General features: G+C 68.0%; 14 protein-coding genes. 4 read left to right on the top strand and 10 right to left on the bottom strand.

Annotated features, from left to right (window positions below; genetic code table 11):
• Nucleotides 1–54: 54 nt before the first annotated feature.
• From ACZ6DT_RS36910 to ACZ6DT_RS36895, 4 genes are all read right to left on the bottom strand, one after another.
• Nucleotides 55–1,125, bottom strand: a complete 1,071-nt coding sequence (locus ACZ6DT_RS36910) for an AAA family ATPase (RefSeq protein ID WP_465603912.1) — start codon at nt 1,123–1,125, stop codon at nt 55–57.
• Nucleotides 1,126–1,259: 134 nt separating this feature from the next.
• Nucleotides 1,260–3,527, bottom strand: coding sequence for a hypothetical protein (locus ACZ6DT_RS36905; protein WP_465603910.1), 2,268 nt, complete (start codon nt 3,525–3,527; stop codon nt 1,260–1,262).
• Between the two features lie 41 nt (nt 3,528–3,568).
• Complete coding sequence (mobA, locus tag ACZ6DT_RS36900; RefSeq protein ID WP_465603907.1) at nt 3,569–4,111, bottom strand: molybdenum cofactor guanylyltransferase; 543 nt, start codon at nt 4,109–4,111, stop codon at nt 3,569–3,571.
• 2 nt (nt 4,112–4,113) lie between these two features.
• On the bottom strand, nt 4,114–5,475 hold the full coding sequence (locus ACZ6DT_RS36895; RefSeq protein ID WP_465603905.1) for an NlpC/P60 family protein: 1,362 nt from the start codon (nt 5,473–5,475) through the stop codon (nt 4,114–4,116).
• A 386-nt stretch (nt 5,476–5,861) separates the two neighbouring features.
• Here ACZ6DT_RS36895 and acnA point away from each other — a divergent pair, with 386 nt between their 5' ends.
• On the top strand, nt 5,862–8,672 hold the full coding sequence (gene acnA, locus ACZ6DT_RS36890) for an aconitate hydratase AcnA (RefSeq protein WP_465603904.1): 2,811 nt from the start codon (nt 5,862–5,864) through the stop codon (nt 8,670–8,672).
• Nucleotides 8,673–9,241: 569 nt separating this feature from the next.
• Here acnA and ACZ6DT_RS36885 read toward each other — a convergent pair.
• Both ACZ6DT_RS36885 and ACZ6DT_RS36880 read right to left on the bottom strand, forming a co-directional pair.
• Nucleotides 9,242–9,718 (bottom strand): MgtC/SapB family protein, encoded by a 477-nt coding sequence (locus tag ACZ6DT_RS36885; protein ID WP_465603902.1) that lies wholly within the window; start codon nt 9,716–9,718, stop codon nt 9,242–9,244.
• 135 nt (nt 9,719–9,853) lie between these two features.
• Entirely contained in the window at nt 9,854–10,804 is a 951-nt protein-coding gene (locus ACZ6DT_RS36880; RefSeq protein WP_465603900.1) for a LysR family transcriptional regulator, read from the bottom strand.
• 144 nt (nt 10,805–10,948) lie between these two features.
• Between ACZ6DT_RS36880 and ACZ6DT_RS36875 the strand changes: the two genes are divergently transcribed.
• From ACZ6DT_RS36875 to ACZ6DT_RS36865, 3 genes are all read left to right on the top strand, one after another.
• On the top strand, nt 10,949–12,370 hold the full coding sequence (locus tag ACZ6DT_RS36875; RefSeq protein ID WP_465604048.1) for an MFS transporter: 1,422 nt from the start codon (nt 10,949–10,951) through the stop codon (nt 12,368–12,370).
• 13 nt (nt 12,371–12,383) lie between these two features.
• Nucleotides 12,384–13,274 (top strand): SDR family oxidoreductase, encoded by an 891-nt coding sequence (locus tag ACZ6DT_RS36870; protein ID WP_465603898.1) that lies wholly within the window; start codon nt 12,384–12,386, stop codon nt 13,272–13,274.
• A 71-nt stretch (nt 13,275–13,345) separates the two neighbouring features.
• Complete coding sequence (locus ACZ6DT_RS36865; protein ID WP_465603897.1) at nt 13,346–13,576, top strand: darcynin family protein; 231 nt, start codon at nt 13,346–13,348, stop codon at nt 13,574–13,576.
• Nucleotides 13,577–13,780: 204 nt separating this feature from the next.
• Here ACZ6DT_RS36865 and ACZ6DT_RS36860 read toward each other — a convergent pair whose 3' ends face one another.
• From ACZ6DT_RS36860 to egtC, 4 genes are all read right to left on the bottom strand, one after another.
• Nucleotides 13,781–15,388: an alpha/beta hydrolase gene (locus tag ACZ6DT_RS36860; RefSeq protein WP_465603895.1), complete on the bottom strand. Its 1,608-nt coding sequence runs from the start codon at nt 15,386–15,388 to the stop codon at nt 13,781–13,783.
• 130 nt (nt 15,389–15,518) lie between these two features.
• Nucleotides 15,519–15,968, bottom strand: coding sequence for a nitroreductase family deazaflavin-dependent oxidoreductase (locus ACZ6DT_RS36855; RefSeq protein WP_465604046.1), 450 nt, complete (start codon nt 15,966–15,968; stop codon nt 15,519–15,521).
• A 46-nt stretch (nt 15,969–16,014) separates the two neighbouring features.
• Nucleotides 16,015–16,992 carry an L-histidine N(alpha)-methyltransferase gene (gene egtD, locus ACZ6DT_RS36850; RefSeq protein WP_465603893.1) on the bottom strand — a complete coding sequence of 326 codons (978 nt, stop codon included), beginning with the start codon at nt 16,990–16,992 and terminating at the stop codon, nt 16,015–16,017.
• Entirely contained in the window at nt 16,989–17,771 is a 783-nt protein-coding gene (gene egtC, locus ACZ6DT_RS36845) for an ergothioneine biosynthesis protein EgtC (RefSeq protein WP_465603891.1), read from the bottom strand. Before egtC ends, egtD begins: the two co-directional genes overlap by 4 nt.
• Nucleotides 17,772–17,775: the final 4 nt, after the last annotated feature.

Genomic DNA, 17,775 nt, shown 5'->3' with positions numbered 1-17,775 from the left:
TACCGGCGGTGCCCAGGAAGGACGTTCGCCCTTCTCGTTCTTCACGCGAGTTCCTTACCTGACCGGTGCGCCGGCCGGGACCGGGCCACCCTGCCCGGCGCCGCCCTGCGGACGGGCCGAGACCTGCGGCAACGGCACGGTCTGCAGCACCCGCGTGATGATGTGGTCGATGGGGACGCCGTCGGCCAGCGCGTCGTAGGACAGCACGAGCCGGTGGCGCAGCACGTCGGGAACGACGTCGACGACGTCCTGCGGCAGCACGTAGTCCCGGCCGCGGACCAGCGCCAGCGCCCGTGAGGCGGCGATGATGCCGAGGCTGGCACGGGGCGAGGCACCGTAGGACACCCAGCCCGCGACGTCGGCGAGGCCGTGGTCGTTCGGGGTGCGGGTGGTGAGCACGAGGCGGACGACGTAGTCCACCAGCGCGTGGTGCACGAACACCTGCGAGGCCACACCCTGCAGGCGGACCAGTTCACCCGGGGAGAGCACCTCCTGCGGGGTGGGCGGGGTGACGCCCATCCGGTAGATGATCTCCCGCTCTTCCTCGGCGGTCGGGTACTCGACGACGATCTTGAACAGGAACCGGTCGCGCTGCGCCTCGGGCAGCGGGTACACACCCTCGTTCTCGATCGGGTTCTGCGTGGCGAGCACGAGGAACGGGTCGGGCATCGAGAAGGTCTGGCCGCCGATCGACACGTGCCTTTCGGCCATCACCTCGAGCATCGCCGACTGCACCTTCGCCGGCGCGCGGTTGATCTCGTCGGCGAGCACGAAGTTCGCCACCACCGGGCCGAGTTCGACGTCGAACCGCTCGGCGCCCTGCCGGTAGATCCGGGTACCGAGGATGTCGGCGGGGACCAGGTCCGGGGTGAACTGCACGCGAGAGAACGAGCCGCCGACCACTCGCGCGAAGGTCTCGACGGCGAGGGTCTTCGCGACGCCGGGAACGCCTTCGAGCAGGAGGTGGCCCCTGGCCAGCAGGCCGACCAGCATCCGTTCGACCAGCCTGTCCTGGCCGACGATGATCCGCTTGACCTCGAACACGGTCCGCTCCAGCAACTGGGCGTCCCGCGCCGGCGTTCCGGGCTGCTGCTGCGCGCCGTCGGCGTAGCCGGGCTCGGTCACTCGTGCCTCCTGTGTTCCCCGCTTGCGTTCTTGCGTCCGGATGTGACCGTAGTGGTCGGTGACACAGCCGTTCGTGAAGGTAGCCAACCCGATCAGCGGTATGACGGCTGTGAAGGCCTCGGCGACCTGTCCGCTTAGCTCAGCCCTTGGTTCTTCCGGAACTCCGTCAGGTCGTCCCACGCCTGCCGCGGATGCATCGCCATCCGCTGCCTGACGACGGCCAGCCGATGCAGTTCCGGGCCCAGCCGGTCGCCCGTCAACGTATCGTCGAAGATCTCCAGCACTGTCGCACAGAACAGCACGAAACAGCCGCTGTGCCAGCGCAGGTCGCTGATCGGCGCGGCCGCGTCCACTCCGTCGGCCCGCACCAGACGCCCGGCGAGTTCGGCTAGTTCCCCCGGTGGACCCGTCCCGGGAATGCCGAGCAAGTCAGTGGTCAAGGTCACCAGTTCGGGTGATCGGTCCAAGCTCGCCGCGGTGGCGGTGAACGCTCGGGTCTTCCCCGCCATCTCTCCAGTGACCAGGCTTCGCGCCACGATCTCCAGCGACGGCTGATAGACCTCGTTGGCGAGGTCGACCATCTCGACGGCACAGCGTTTGAGATCACGGGGCAGACCGCCTGAAAGACAGTGCGCCAAATAGCAGAATTGCTCGGAAATTCCCCTCAGCCGTAAGGCGATCCAGAGCCTGCTTTCGTCCAAAGTGAACGGTTCGAGCCGCACCATCTCCGAGAACGCGCTGTCGAACGCATCGCGAACGCCGAGTCCTCGCTGCTCGAAGCCGAGGACGGCGTCGTCCGACACTGAGACGAAGAACAGGCACCCCGGGACGTCGAATACGCCCTTCACATCGTTGATGAACTGGTGCGCCTTGTCGGGTTCCCCGATCTTGTCCAGTTCATCGATCGCGATCACGACCCGCCCTGCGACGTTCTCCGCGTCGAGTCGCTCAGCGGCCAACTGGGCAAACTCCCGGAACTTGTCGACGACCTCGGGATGAGTGAGTTGCTGCTCGGCACGCTGCGTGGACCAGGTCCGGCCGGCTTCACCTTTCAGCGGCATGCTGAGTTTTCCGGACCATCCGGTCGTGTAGGTCTGCAGGAAGCGGATCCGGTCGAGCTGCTGTCTCGCGACACGTTGCAAATTGTTGAGTCTCGCCTCTCTCCTCCGCACCACCATCCGGAAGACGGTCTTGAGGAGAACCATGATCACGCCGAAGGACACTCGCCAGAGAACAATGACCAAGACGCCGAGGGCCAACAAACGCCGAACAGACAAGCCTGACCAGATCAACTGCATGGTGATCTTGCCGCGCAGGAGGTCAGTACCGAAAGCACCGAGTTCTGCAGAGGCCCGGGAAGGGGTTCCACCCCAGAGGAGCCAAACGACCGTCAAAGCGAAGCCGACTTTCAGGACGAAGGAAACCAAGCGCCTGACAGCTCCAGCCAGCATCGTCCACCAGCGGACACGATCCGCCGGCCTGGTAAGTCCCGGCGGGATCGCCGCGAGTACGGCCTTGCACAACAAAGCGTGCAAGTGCAGGACGAAGTCACGGGCCTCGTAGGCAGCCGGCGCGGAAGCGATCACAACCAGTGGCGCGGCCTGACCCGCCCGGTTGAGCAACCCTCGCTCGAGGGAACGGATCGAAGTGGTCTTGCCCGCTCCTCGATACCCGGCCAGGGCGACCGCGACCGAATCGGCCCGATCGACTATCCGTCGCAGCCTCTTGACAGCCGATGTGTGCACCAGGTTGTGTTCCGAACCTTCCTCGAAGGGATCCGGCTCGGCGAACACCAGGTTCGTGCTGTCACGCGTCTGGCGGCTGTCTCGTATGTAGGCACGGACTTCGGGCAGAACTATCTCGCGAAGTGCGTGATCCCAGCGGTCACCCAGTGCGATCAACTTGGGATGCGGCACAGCTGCGACACGCCGCGTACCCCGAACGAACAACTCCGGCAAGCGACGGCCGATGATCCCGGCACACAAGACGACCACACAAGCTAGACCTGTCAGGCCGAACGCCCTGAAGAACACCGGCATGTTCAGCCAGGCGGCCTGCAGAACACTGAGATATCCGACCAGCAAGGTCCCTACGCCGACCAACAGGCGCCCTTCCCTGAAGGCGAGCGCCCAGGATATCGGCTGGGGGGACGCGGTCCGAGCACGTTCGCGTTCCATCCTGACCTTTGCGAGCGCCGAGACGCTCGCAAGGACCGCTTCGCGCGCCCCCTCCGCACGCAGTTCTTCCCGCTTCAACTCCCCCGAGATCTCCGGCATCGCCAGGGCTTCGTCGAGTAGCTCTTCCAGAGCCAGACGAGTGGACCAAGTGTCAAAATCCTCGAAGAACGCCTCGCTGTCGAGGAGAACACTCGACCTGCTCTTCGCCCAAGACTGCTTGCGCACCGGCTTATGATGCCGGACCACGCCGACAGGTTCCCGGGCCTTTAGGAGAACCGGTCCAGATCCTCCGGCGTGTCGATGTCGTCGCTCTCGCCCGGCTCCTCGGGCACCTCGACGATGTCCAGCCCGCCCAACGTCCGCCGCAGCGAGGCGTTCTCCACCGTCTCCGGCAAGGCCGCGCGCAACGCCTTCGCGCGCCAGGCGCCGAGCAGCCATTGCCGCTCCCCCGAACCGTCGACCAGAACCGCACCCGAGGCGGCACCGAGGGAGGCCACCAGCCGATCCACAGTGGACTTCCGGACGCCGGCGAGGTCACCGGCGAGCACCACGACGATCTCCGTACGCACCAACGCGAGTCCGGCGGCCAGCGCGGCGACCGGACCCGTTCCGGGCGAAGCTTCCCGGGTCCAGACGACATCACCGAAACCCGGCCGTTCCGGGCCGACGACGATCAGCGGATCCGCCTCCGCGAGCGCGGCCAGCGCCCTGGCCAGCAACGGTTTCCCCCCGACGGGGAGCGCGGGTTTGTCCACCCCGGACAGGCGACGCGCGGCGCCGCCCGCCAGCACGATCCCCGCGTGAGTCACGCTCAGCCGATCAAGCGGGTCGCGTACGGCATGATGCCGCCGTAGCGCACCGGCGAGATGCGGACCCGCAGACCCGACTGCGGCGCCTCGACCATCTGCCCGTTCCCGAGGTACATCGCGACGTGGTGGATGCCCCGCGCGCTGCCGCCCCAGAAGAGCATGTCGCCGCGGCGCATCTGCGAAAGCGGCACCTTCCGCCCGGCGTTGTACTGGTAGCCGCTGTAATGCGGGAGCGACCTCACCCCGGCGAACGCGAAGATCATCAGGCCCGAGCAGTCGAAGCCGATCTTGTTGTAGTCGCCGTAATGGTCGGCCGTGCCACCGTCGCGGATACCGCGCGTCGGACCGGCCGTGTTGCCACCGCCCCAGGCGTAGACCACGCCGAGTTGCGACAGTGCCCGCCGGACGACGGCTTCGACACTCGCCCCGGTGGGGGCCGACTGGACGGGTTTGGCCGTCGGACGGCCACCTCCGCCCTGGCTGGGGCTGGGGCTGGGCGTCGACGCGGCGAGAGCCGCCTGACGAGCGCGTTCCTCGTCCTCGCGGGCCTTCTGCGCCTTCCAGTCCTCGTAGCGCTGCCGCTGCCCCTGCAGGCCGCTGACCTTCTGCTGCGCTTCGAAGAGCTGCTTCTCGACACCGGCCCTGTCGGCTTCGAGCTTCTGGTTCTGCGTGGCCTGGGTGTCCTGCGCGTGCTGCGCGGCGCTCTGCGCGTTGTCGGCCTCGTGTTCGGCCGCCTCGGCCGCGCGCTTGCGCTCCTGCGCGATCTCCAGCTTCTTGCGCGCGGTCGCGTCCTTGTTGGACTTGTCCGTCTGCGCGCGCTTCATCGTGTCCAGCGCGTTGAGCCTGCTGCCGCCGACCGCGTCGAGCATCTGGGCGCGGCCGAGGAGTTCCTTCGGGCTGTTGACCGTCAGGTACGCCGACACCGAGCCGATGGTGCTGCCCTGCTGGAAGCTGGCGGCGGCGAACCTGTCGAGGTCGGCGCGGGCCTTGTCGATGGTCGCCTGCGCGGCGTCGGATTCGGTGCGCGCGGACCGCGCCTCGCGATCGGCCCGGGCGGCCTCGTCCTGCGCGCTCTCCGCGTCGACCCTCGCCTTGTTGGCCTCTTCCATCTTCAGCTGGACGTCGTCGTTCAGCTGAGCGAGCTTGGACTCGGCCTGGGCCAGCTGGTTCGTGAGCCTGCCGACGTCACCCGCTTTGGCGTTGGCTTCGGCCTTGCTGGAGTTGATTTCGGAGTCGCTGGGGTTCGGCGGAGGCGGCGGGACCGCGAGCCCCGTGCCCGTCACGCCGAGCAACAAGGCGACGGCGAGCGCGCCGATGGTCACACCACGGCGGGTTTTCGCCCGCGACCCGGCTTCACCACGCACGATCCGCCCACCTCCTGATCTTGAACACTGAACTCACTGTGCCACTGCCGTCACAGCAATACCACAAGCACCACCAGGAACTTACACACCGTAGGCATCATTTCCCCTCAACGGGGGACGAACAGACGAACGTTTCGTCACTCGGACGGCCGCACGCCGGTGAGACCTTCATGAGCCGCATGCCGGCCTGCCGACCAAAGTGAGCGGGAAGGGTGCGGAACCAGGGGGTGACTTGAATTCAAAAAAGGACGGGCGTACTGTTTGAAGGGACGAACGAGGTGTGCCATCCCGCGTCCGGACTTACGGTGGGGGTGCGCAAGACTCGCTCCCGGCCGACCCGCACGGCCTGGAGAACTCACCGAACTGACCCGCCACTGGAGTTAGAAGTGACCGCACCCGCCAGCAAGGACAGCTTCGGCGCCAAAGACACGCTGAAGGTGGGCGACGCCTCCTACGAGGTGTTCCGCCTGAACAAGGTCGAGGGCTCCCAGCGCCTTCCCTACAGCCTGAAGATCCTGCTCGAGAACCTGCTGCGGACCGAGGACGGCGCGAACATCACCGCCGACCACATCCGCGCGCTCGGCGACTGGGACGCCAAGGCCGACCCGTCGATCGAGATCCAGTTCACGCCCGCCCGCGTGATCATGCAGGACTTCACCGGCGTGCCCTGCGTCGTCGACCTCGCCACCATGCGCGAGGCCGTCACCGACCTCGGCGGCGACCCGGACAAGGTCAACCCGCTCGCCCCCGCCGAGCTGGTCATCGACCACTCCGTCATCATCGACGTCTTCGGCCGCCCCGACGCCTTCGAGCGCAACGTCGAGATCGAGTACGAGCGCAACCGCGAGCGCTACCAGTTCCTGCGCTGGGGCCAGGGCGCCTTCGACGAGTTCAAGGTCGTCCCGCCGGGCACCGGTATCGTGCACCAGGTCAACATCGAGCACCTCGCGCGCACGGTGATGGCCCGCAACGGCCAGGCGTACCCCGACTCCTGCGTCGGCACCGACTCGCACACCACCATGGTCAACGGCCTGGGCGTGCTGGGCTGGGGCGTCGGCGGCATCGAGGCCGAGGCCGCCATGCTGGGCCAGCCGGTCTCCATGCTCATCCCGCGCGTCGTGGGCTTCAAGCTCACCGGCGAGATCCCGACCGGCGTGACCGCCACCGACGTCGTGCTCACCATCACCGAGATGCTGCGCAAGCACGGTGTGGTCAGCAAGTTCGTCGAGTTCTACGGCGAGAGCGTCGGCGCGGTGCCGCTGGCCAACCGCGCCACCATCGGCAACATGAGCCCGGAGTTCGGCTCCACCGCGGCGATCTTCCCGATCGACGAGGAGACCGTCCGCTACCTCAAGCTCACCGGCCGCTCCGAGGAGCAGGTCGCGCTCGTCGAGGCCTACGCCAAGGAGCAGGGCCTCTGGCACGACCCGTCGCACGAGCCGGAGTACTCCGAGTACATCGAGCTGGACCTGTCGACGGTCGTCCCGTCGATCGCCGGCCCGAAGCGCCCGCAGGACCGCATCGAGCTGACCGACGCGAAGAACGCGTTCCGCAAGTCGATCCACGACTACGTCGGCGGTGAGCAGGACACCCCGCACACCAACGTCGACGAGGCCGTCGAGGAGTCCTTCCCGGCCAGCGACCCGGTCGCCCTCTCGTTCAAGGACGAGGGCGCGGTCGACATCCAGTCGGCGGCGAACGGCCACAGCGGCCGCCCGAGCAAGGCGGTCAAGGTCAGCACGTCGGACCGCGGCGAGTTCGTCCTCGACCACGGCGCGGTGGTGATCGCCTCGATCACCTCCTGCACCAACACCTCCAACCCGTCGGTCATGCTCGGCGCGGCACTGCTCGCCCGGAACGCGGTCGACAAGGGCCTCGCGGTCAAGCCGTGGGTCAAGACCTCGATGGCGCCGGGTTCGCAGGTCGTCACCGACTACTACGACAAGGCCGGCCTCTGGCCGTACCTGGAGAAGCTGGGCTACCACCTGGTCGGCTACGGCTGCACCACGTGCATCGGCAACTCGGGTCCGCTCTCGGACGAGATCTCCGCGGCGATCCAGGAGAACGACCTCACCGCGGTTTCGGTGCTCTCGGGCAACCGGAACTTCGAAGGCCGCATCAACCCCGACGTGAAGATGAACTACCTCGCGTCGCCGCCGCTAGTCATCGCCTACGCGCTCGCCGGCACGATGGACTTCGACTTCGAGAACCAGGCGCTCGGCCAGGACAACGACGGCAACGACGTCTTCCTGAAGGACATCTGGCCGTCGGCCACGGAGATCCAGGAGACCATCGACTACGCGATCACGCAGGAGATGTTCACCAAGGACTACGCCGACGTCTTCGACGGTGGTGAGCGGTGGAAGTCGCTGCCGACCCCCGAGGGCAAGACCTTCGACTGGGACGCGGAGTCCACCTACGTCCGGAAGCCCCCGTACTTCGAGGGCATGCGGGCGGAGCCCGCCCCGGTCACCGACATCTCCGGCGCGCGCGTGCTGGCGAAGCTGGGCGACTCCGTCACCACCGACCACATCTCCCCCGCCGGCGCGATCAAGCCGGGCACCCCGGCCGCGCAGTACCTGACCGAGCACGGCGTCGAGAAGAAGGACTTCAACTCCTACGGCTCGCGTCGCGGTAACCACGAGGTCATGATTCGCGGCACCTTCGCGAACATCCGGCTGCGCAACCAGCTGCTGGACGACGTGCAGGGTGGCTACACCCGCGACTTCACCCAGGACGACGCCCCGCAGGCGTTCATCTACGACGCGGCGCAGAACTACGCGGCGCAGGGCACCCCGCTGGTCGTCCTGGGCGGCAAGGAGTACGGCTCCGGTTCCTCCCGTGACTGGGCGGCCAAGGGCACCTCGCTGCTGGGCGTGCGCGCGGTGATCACCGAGTCGTTCGAGCGCATCCACCGGTCGAACCTGATCGGCATGGGCGTCATCCCGCTGCAGTTCCCGGCGGGCGAGTCGGCCTCGTCGCTCGGCCTCGACGGCACCGAGACGTTCGACATCTCGGGCATCACGAAGCTGAACGACGGCGAGACCCCGCGCACGGTGCACGTCACCGCGACGAAGACCGACGGCACCAAGGTGGAGTTCGACGCGGACGTCCGCATCGACACCCCGGGTGAGGCGGACTACTACCGCAACGGCGGCATCCTGCAGTACGTCCTGCGAAAGATGACCAAGGCGTAAGCACCTCCCGCGTTGGCCGCTTTCCCCGCACTTCGGGGAAAGGGGCCTTCGTCGTTCTTCGGTACCGTGCGGTAAGACCACGGGGAGAGTTCAGTCGGGAACGGCGAATTGGCGTAAGAAGTCCGGGTGAAGGCGATCCGGTGATCCTGCTGCACGGCGGGATCCTCGACTCCCGGATGTGGGACACCGAGATGGCCGCGCTCGCACCGCACCACACCGCCATCCGAGGATCCACCACGAGCTGATGACCGCGCTGAGGCTTCCCCGCGCGTCACTGGTCGGATTGTCCGGCGGTGGGCGGATCGCGGTCGACTTCGCGCTGACCTATCCGGACCTCGTCCGACCAGATCGAAAGCGAAGCGCGCGACGCCCGGAAACTCGTCATTCCCGGGGTCCCAGCCACACCTTCCCCAGTACATGAAGGCCCCCTTCCTTGCGCCTAGGTAAAGTAAGGGGGCCTTCATGTACCTCCACACGGGCGAAGGCGCTCGGAGGAGGCGCCGCGAAAGCCACTTTCGCAACGTCGAAGGTTGTGGGAAGTGGCTTTCGCAACCTACCCCGGCCGATTCTCAAGCGGTCTCACGGTCTTCCCGCTCCGCGCATTCTTCCCGGTGCTCCGGCCGGCGGTCGACGACGCGGCCGAGCGGGCGCAACAGCACGTTGACCCCGACGATCACCACCGTCCCGGCGAGCGCGACGACGTAAAGCCCCGCTCCCGCAAGGGATCCGACGGCCGCCGAGCACCACAGCGTGGCCGCGGTGTTGAGTCCGCGCACGTTCAGCCCGTCCCGCAGGATCACGCCGGCGCCGAGGAAACCGATCCCGGAGACGATCTGGGCGGCGACCCGCGTCGGGTCGGCGTCACCGCTGGTGTTCAGCCCGCCGAAACCGTAGGCGGACAACAGGACGAAGAGGGTCGCGCCGACGGCGACGAGGGCGTTGGTGCGGAGTCCGGCCATCCGGGCGCGGTACTGGCGCTCGATGCCGATGACGGCGCCGAGGCCGACGCCGGTGCCGACCCTGAGCAGCATTTCGAAGGTGTTCATGATTCCGGCTCTTTTCTGGCGTGCGTACACAAAGCCAGACAGGGAAAGGAGACCGGAGAAGGTCAGCGCACCGCGCACACGGGTGAACGGCGACCACTTCCGGTCGATCCAGAACTGTCTTCCGGCATGTGCCGCTCACCTCGCTTTCGTACTCGATCGGTGTTGATCAACCTTCGAGACCCTACCACCGGACGGCCCGAACGCGGCGTGGATCGTGTCACGCAGCCAGCGCTGGGCCGGATCGGCGTCGAGCCGCGCGTGCCACAGCTGGCAGACCTCGATCGCCGGCAGGTCCGCGGGGACCGGGAACCAGCGGATGCCGAGTGACCGGCCGTACTGTTCGGCGAGCCGCTGGGGCGCGAGACCGATGTAGTCGCTCGACGCGACCAGGAACGCGGCGACGGCGGAAGTGGGGACGACCGCCGCGACCCGCCGCTGGAGACCTGCCGCCTCGAGCACGTCGTCGAGCGGTCCCCTGCCCTTGCCGCGCCGCGAAGCGGAAACGTGGGGATACCGGCAAAGCTGCGCCAACGTCGGGCGACGGACGCCGCCGAGCGGGCCGTCCGCCCGGACGATCGCGACCACGCGTTCGTGGTACAGCAGGGTCGAATGGATGTCGGGGGCGGTGATGTCGCCCGCGCCGATGTCCAGATCCACCGATCCGTCTCGCAACGCCTCGGTGCTTTCGCTGCCTTCGGCGACGAAGCGCAAGACCACGCCCGGCGCGACGGCGGCGGTCGCCTCGACGGCCGCCGTCACCAGAGTCGAGGCCACGCCGTCGTTGATGCGGATGGTGAAGGTGCGTTCGAGGTCGCCGATCGCGAGGTCGCGGTCGGCGCTGATCAGGGCCGACGCCTCGTCGAGCAGCGACCGCACACGCGGGGCGGTCCGAAGCGCGAACGGCGTCGGCACCATCCCGCGTCCGGCGCGCACCAGGATCGGATCCCCCATCGCCCGTCGCAACCGGCCCAGCGCCCGGCTCGCCGCCGGGATCGACAGGTGCAGTCGGTCGGCGGCCGCCGTCACGCTGCCCTCCCGCAGCAGGGCGTCGAACACCCGCAGAAGGTTGAGGTCCAGCTGATCCATAGTTGCATTGTACGCAACTAGTACTTGCCGAAGTTGCGTGGCGCGAAGAACGCGCAGGCCAATAGCGTCGTGGACATGCCACTCCGACTCCAACTCCGCGACGCCCACGAAGCCACAGCGGACCGACGCGGCCTGCTGACCGCCATGTGCGCCTGTGTCGTACTCGTGGTCGGGATGGTCGCCGCCATCAACCTCGCCGTCCCGATGCTGGCCGCGAGCGACCTTCACCCGTCCGCGTCGGCGCTTATCTGGATCGTCGACACCTACGTCGTCTTCTTCGCCTGTCTCGTGATCCCCGGCGGCGCGGCGGGCGACCGCTTCGGCCGCAAGGGCGTCCTGCTCGCCGGCCTTGCCCTGTTCGCGCTCGGCACACTGCTGTCGGCGATCGCGCCGAACGTGCCGTTCCTGCTGATGGGCCGCGCGGTCACCGGGATCGGGGCCGCCGCGGTGCTCCCCAACACGCTCGCCGTCCTGCTGCACGCCGTACCCGCGGCGCGCAAGAACGTGACCATCGCGACCTGGGCGTCGATGACCGGGATCGGCGGTGTCGTGGGGAACGTCGGCGGCGGCGCGGTGCTCGCGGGCGGATCTTGGCGCTGGCTGTTCGCAGCTGTCGTCCCGCTCACCCTGGTGCTCGCCGCGCTCGTCGCCCGGATCGCGCCGGTGTCCCCTCGGCACGACCGGCCGCTCAGCCCCCTCGGCGCCATCCTGCTCGTCGGCGCGTCGGTCGCATTGCTGCTCGGCATCGTCGAAGGCCCCGAAGAGGGTTGGGGAAGCCCGATCGTCTTGGCCGGATTCGCCGGCGCGGTCGTGCTGTTCGCCCTGTGGACACTCGTTGAACTGAGGGCCGAGCACCCGCTGCTCGATCCCCGGTTGTTCCGTGTGCCCGCGCTGCGCAGCGCCTGCCTCGGTATGACCGCGATCTTCTTCGGGATGTTCGCGCTCTTCTACGTCAACGCGTCCTTCCTCCAGTACGGCAAGGGTTTCGGTGTCCTGCTGACCGGGCTCGGGATCATCCCGCTGACCGTCCCGGTCATCCTCGGCGCCCGACACGTGGGCGGTCTCGTCCGGCGCGTCGGCATCGACGCCACTGTCGCCATCGCGTTCGTCTTCTGTGGCTGCGGCCTCATCGGATTGTCCACAAGCGACAGTTTGACGCCGTACCCGGTGTACGCGGCCTGGCTCGTGGTGACCGGTATCGGTGTCACGCTGGCCCTTCCGACGCTGTCCGCGGCGATCTCCGGTGCGCTGCCGCCCGCACAGGCCGGTGTGGGCGCCGGACTTCAGGCCACCACCCGCGAATTCGGCAGCGCGCTCGGTGTCGCCGTCATCGGCACCGTCCTCACCGGACGGTTCGTCGCCGCGCTTCCGCCCGACATCCACGCCGAGCACGATCCGCACACCGTCGCGCAGGCGCTGGCCGTCACCGCGCCCGGCCGCGCTCCCGAAGTGATCTCCGCGTTCGTCACCGGCGCGAGCACAGCCCTCCGGGTGATCGGCGTGAGCGTGCTCGTCCTCGGGGCGCTCGTCGTCCTGCAATCCCGTCTTTCCCGTAACACCAGATAGAAGGAGTACTCTCGTGCACGTATTCGTCACCGGGGCGACCGGCTGGATCGGCTCGGCCGCCGTGGACGAGTTGCTCGACGCCGGCCACGAGGTCACCGGTCTCGTGCGCTCGGATGCCTCCGCCACCGCCTTGGAGCGGAAGGGTGCCCGGAGCCGACGCGGCGACCTGGACGACCTCGACGGTCTCCGCGCGATCGCCGAAGAGGCCGAGGCCGTCATCCATCTGGCGAACAAACACGACTGGGGCAACCCCGCCGAGTCCAATCGGGCCGAGCGAGCCGCCGTCCAGACCTTCGCCGATGTTTTGGCCGGGACAGGCCGGGCTTTCGTGCTAGCCGCCGGTCTCTCGACTCTGACCAAGAGCCGTCCCGCCAGCGAGAACGACCGCTCCCCCGCCGTCGGCCCCGACTCCCATCGCGGCGGTAGCGAGAACCTCGCGCTCGAGTACGCCGAGAAGGGCATGCGGGTGATCAGTGCCCGCTTCGCACCGTCGGTGCACGGCGTGGGCGACCACGGTTTCGTCTCAGCCGTCGTCGCGGCCGCTCGCGAGCACGGCGTGTCCGCCTACGTCGGTGACGGCACCGCGTCCTGGGCCGCGGTACACCGTGCCGACGCGGCCCGGCTCGTCCGGCTGGGACTCGAAGGCGCGCCCACTGGCTCGCTGCTGCACGCGGTGGCCGAGGAAGCCGTTACGACACGGGAAATCGCCGAAGCCGTCGGACGGACGCTCGACGTTCCGGTGGTGTCCGTGGCACCGGAGAAGGCCGGTGAGCACTTCGGTTTCGTCGGCCGGTTCTTCGCGCTGGACATGTCCGCGTCCAGCGAGCGCACCCGGGAACTCCTCGAGTGGACCCCGTACGGACCGACCCTCGCCGAGGACATCGAAGCCGGCGCCTACGCCTGAGCGAAAGGAACCACCATGTCCGAAGTGACCGCTTTCATGCTGGTGAAGACCACCCAGCGATCGAGAGCAAGGTGAAGGGGGTCCGGTCGCGGTTCTTCGACACCGAGTTCTACTCCGCGCGGGTGACCGACGTGTGGGTCTGGGAGGCCGAGGACCACCACTCGTACCAACTGCTCGTCGAGGCGCTGCGCGAGACGCCCTTCTGGGACCGCTATTTCCAGGTCGTCGACCTTCTGGTCGGCGTCGAAAACGCCTACGCCGCGCACTACGGTTTGGCCGCCTATGCGAGCGTCAACGTCTGAAGCCGGTGGGCGGGCCAGGTGCACCGGCGGCCGCGACCTTGGCCTTAGCCGGTGCCCTGGTTACCCACCCGGCTCAACCGGGCGAGAATCCCGTCCGGTGCGCCGTCCTCCCCGCCGGAACCCTAGACGGAGTCTTCGGGACCGGTCCCGGACGCCACGAAGGCCACCGTCGCGACGGTGGCCTTCGTGTTCACGAGCCCAGGATCAGGCGGTGGTTTCGAACGGCTGGACGTTCGGCTGGAACACCTGGCCGTTGGCCGGGACCTTCAGATCGATCAGGTAGTCGGCCGTCACCTTGTCCACCCCGAGCGAGTCGCCCAGGATGCAGTGCCCGAAGGCGTCGACCGAGAGCAGCCGGGCGTTCCCCAGCTGGTCGGCCATCCGCTTCGAGAACAGGTACTGGGTCGCCGGGTCGTAGTAGTTGCCGACGACCAGTACCGGGGTGTCGGTCTTGGCCCGCCACGGGCCGCGGTAGACGTCCGGCTTCTTCGCCGGCCACACCGGGCAGGCCGCCACGTCCGAAAACGCCTGGTAGCGACCGAAAGTGGGCGATTCCTTTTCCCACTTCGCGGCGATCCCCGGGACCTTCTCCTGATTGATCGTGATCTTCTTGTCCGAGCAGTTCACGGCGAAGTAGGAGTCGTCGCCGACGTACGGGCTGTCCGGGTTCACGTCCGCGCGTCCGTTCACTCCCGACCGCAGCACCTTCAGCTCGACGGCCCGTGCCGCCTGCGTCTGCGCCGCCGCCGGGTGGACGACGTTGTACAGCGCCTGCAGATCGTCGGCCAGCGGCGGGAACGACGTCGGCGAGTACAGCACCCCGGCCACCGTGCCGGTGAACGCGTTGATGTCGTAGGTGCTCCCGTCCGGCAGCTTGATCGGCTGCCTGCGCAGGTGAGCGCGGATCTCGTCGAACTTCTCCCGCGGCGTGCCCGAGCTGAAGGAACACTTCGGCCCGACCTGCGCGCACTTGCGCAGGAAGGCGTCCAGCGCGATCTCGAACCCGCGAGCGCGCTCGCGGTCGTACTGCACGCCGTCGCTGGTGCGCAGTGCCGGGTCGACGTTGCCGTCGATGACGATCGCGCGGCTCTGCTTGGGGAACATCGACGTGTACGTCGACCCGATCAAGGTGCCGTACGAGAAGCCGACGAAGGTCAGCTTCCGGTCGCCGACGGCGGCCCGCATCTTGTCGAGGTCACGCACGACGTCCTTGGTGGACATGTGGTTCAGCAGCGCGCCGGCGTTGTTCTTGCAGAACCGGCCGTAGTCGCGGTACGACGCGAGGGTGCCGGAGATCTCCTGCCGCGACAACGGCACGGGGATCTGCGCGGCGAAGACGTCGTTCGCGTCCTCCTGCGTGGTGAAGCATTTGAGCGGGTTGCTGGCGCCGACCCCGCGCGGGTCGAACCCGATCAGGTCGAACCGGTCCAGCACCTGCGGCTGGAAGTAATTCGCCGCGCCGATCGGCATCCGGAATCCGGAGCCACCGGGGCCACCAGGGTTGAGGAACAGCGAACCGACCTTCTTGTCGGGCGTCTTCGCCGCCCGCTTCAGCATCGCGATGTCGATGGTGCCGAGCGCCGCGTTGTCGTGGTCGATCGGCACGCGATACCGGGCGCAGCTGTAGAACTTGACCTGGTCGGCGGGAACACCGCGGATCTGGTCCGCCGTGCAGGCACCCCAGTTCACCGGCGCCGTCGCGCCGACCTGGGCGGCGGGCGTCCCGGCCTCCGGTGCGGCGACCGCCGTCCCGGACGCACCGGTCAAGGCGGCGCCGGCCACGAGTGCCCCTACCAGTACGAAACCGCGCACCGGCCTCCTTGTGGATCTCGGCAAAACGACTCCTCCCTCGGCTGGCGACGTGACGGATCACGTCGCACGATGCGCCGCCGACGTCACGGCGCGTAACATCAAGCGAGCCTCGCACAAGCCGGTAACCCAGTCACCGGCCGAAAGGATGGTACGGACCCTGTCGAGTGGTGGTCTTCACCTCGAAAATCGGTAACGTACGGCGGGCGGCGTGAGCCTCCATGGAGTAACCGGGCCAGAAGTCCAGCAGCAGTTTCCACCTCGCTTCGTACTCGTCGCCCAGGAGTTCCCTGGCCCGGACCGGGATTTCCTTGCCCACCAGTGCAACGACCGCGTCGGGGTGCGCGCGCAGATTGTGTGTCCACGCGGGATCGTTCGGCCTACCCCAGTTGGAGCCGACGAGCACGAAATCCTCCCCGTGCGGGAAGTACAGAAGGTTGGTACCGCGGGAGAGCCCGCTCTTGCGGCCCGTCGTGGTCAGCCGCAGGGAAGGGAGCCCGGCCAGCGCGACCAGGCTCACCTTCCCCTTGAACAGGCGGTGGAGTCTCTTGTCCACCCAGCTGATCCCGCCCGCGAGCCCCATCAGCCACGGTTTCGTGCCGAGCACGCGGGCGAGCGACGTGAGAGGGTTAGGCACGGACTGATCTTGCCAGGCTCACGCCGAACCGCGATTCCGAGTCCGTCCACCATTTCTCGACCGAGAAGCCGGCTTCGGCCAGTTCCGCGGCGATTCCCTCCCGCCGGAACTTCGCGGAGATCTCGGTGCGCACGTACTCGCCCTCGGCGAACTGCACCCGCAGGTCGGCGCCCGGGATGTCGATGGTCAGCGGCTCACGGGCACGCAGGCGCATTTCGATCCATTCGTGCTCCTCGTCCCAATACGAGACGTGATCGAACGCGGGCGGGTCGAAGTTCGCGCCGAGACCGTTGTTGATCACATGGAGCATGTTGCGGTTGAACTCGGCGGTGACCCCGGCCGCGTCGTCATAGGCGCGCTCCAGCGTTTCCCGGTCCTTCACCAGATCCGTCCCGAGCAGGAGCCACTCCCCTTCGTCGAGCACCTCGCGGACCGAGCGCAGGAAGGTGGCGCGGTCGGCGGGCAGGAAGTTCCCGATCGTGCCGCCGAGGAAGACCACCAGCCGCGGCCGGTCACCCGGCAGCAGGTCGAGATGCCGGGTGAAGTCGCCGACCACGCCACGGACTTCGAGGGACGGGTAGTCGGCCGTGATGGCTTCCGCGGCTTCGGCGAGCGCGGATTCGGAGACGTCGAGCGGGACGAACTCCTTCAAGGTGCCGTGGTTCGTCAGCGCGTCGAGCAGGAGCCTGGTCTTCTCACTCGATCCGGAACCGAGTTCGACGAGGGTGTGCGCGCCCGAGCAGTCGGCGATTTCGCCGCCACGCGCGGCGAGCACCTCCCGTTCGCTACGGGTCGGGTAGTACTCGGGGAGGGCGGTGATCTTCTCGAACAGTTGGCTGCCGCGCGCGTCGTAGAACCATTTGGGCGACAACCATTTCTGGTCCGCCTCCAGGCCGGCGCGGACGTCCGCGCGCAACTGCTCGGTGACGTCCGATTCGCTGTGGTGTACGTCGAGGTCGACTTCGCTCATCGTGCCTCAGGGCTCCGATCGGCTTCGAGGGCGGCGTTTTCTTTAAGGGCGATGATTTCCACGCCCGCGCCGGTGACCCGGACGGCGTGGTGGTCGGGAACGGGAGTCCAGCCGGGATCGTCGTCGCACGGTTCCGACGCGACGAGCACACCGTCGCCGATGTCCCGATAGGACAGGGAATGCGTCCACGCGGTACCGATGAGCGTCCGGCCGTCGGTCAGCAGGAGGTTGAGCCGCGAACCCGGCCCTGCCTCCTCGACCACTCCGGTCAGCCACGTGACGGCCGCGAGCGGGTCTTCGCCCGCCTCGAGCCGCTCACGCAACAACGCCCACAGCAGTAACGAATCCGTGGTCGCCTCCAGGGTCAGCAGGCGGGTGATCGGCAGTTTCGCGGCGAGCTCGGCCATCGAATCCGGCCAGCCCCGCACCAGCCCGTTGTGGCTGAAGAGGTAGCCGCCGCCGGTGAACGGCGCGTTCGCCGCCTCGACCACGGGCATCCCCGTCGTGCCGTTCCGGACGGCCGCCATGAAGACGTGCGACCGGACCGATCCGGCCAGCGCGGGCAGATCCCCGTCCGTCCACAAGGGAGCGGACCGGCGCAGCCTCAGCGGCTCGGGACCTTCGGCGTACCAGCCGAGGCCGTACCCGTCCGCGTTGACGGAGCCGCCGCCCCGCATGTCATCGGGGGCGTAGGACTGCACGAGCAGCGAATGAGGGGCGTGAAAGAGCGTCTCGGCGGGCGAACGCGGTTCGCCGAGATACGCGAGGTGACGGCACATGCCG

The sequence above is a fragment of the Amycolatopsis sp. NPDC041971 genome (genome assembly GCF_055588925.1).
The sequence above is the reverse complement of the archived record's forward strand: the minus strand, read 5'-3'. Positions and strand labels throughout refer to the sequence as shown.

Excerpts from the sequence above, each read along its gene's own strand:
- ACZ6DT_RS36885 (WP_465603902.1), bottom strand. The coding sequence starts at position 9,718 with ATGAACACCTTCGAAATGCTGCTCAGGGTCGGCACCGGCGTCGGCCTC.
- ACZ6DT_RS36880 (WP_465603900.1), bottom strand. The coding sequence starts at position 10,804 with ATGGATCAGCTGGACCTCAACCTTCTGCGGGTGTTCGACGCCCTGCTG.
- ACZ6DT_RS36875 (WP_465604048.1), top strand. The coding sequence starts at position 10,949 with ATGTGCGCCTGTGTCGTACTCGTGGTCGGGATGGTCGCCGCCATCAAC.
- ACZ6DT_RS36855 (WP_465604046.1), bottom strand. The coding sequence starts at position 15,968 with ATGGGGCTCGCGGGCGGGATCAGCTGGGTGGACAAGAGACTCCACCGC.
- egtD (WP_465603893.1), bottom strand. The coding sequence starts at position 16,992 with ATGAGCGAAGTCGACCTCGACGTACACCACAGCGAATCGGACGTCACC.
- egtC (WP_465603891.1), bottom strand. The coding sequence starts at position 17,771 with ATGTGCCGTCACCTCGCGTATCTCGGCGAACCGCGTTCGCCCGCCGAG.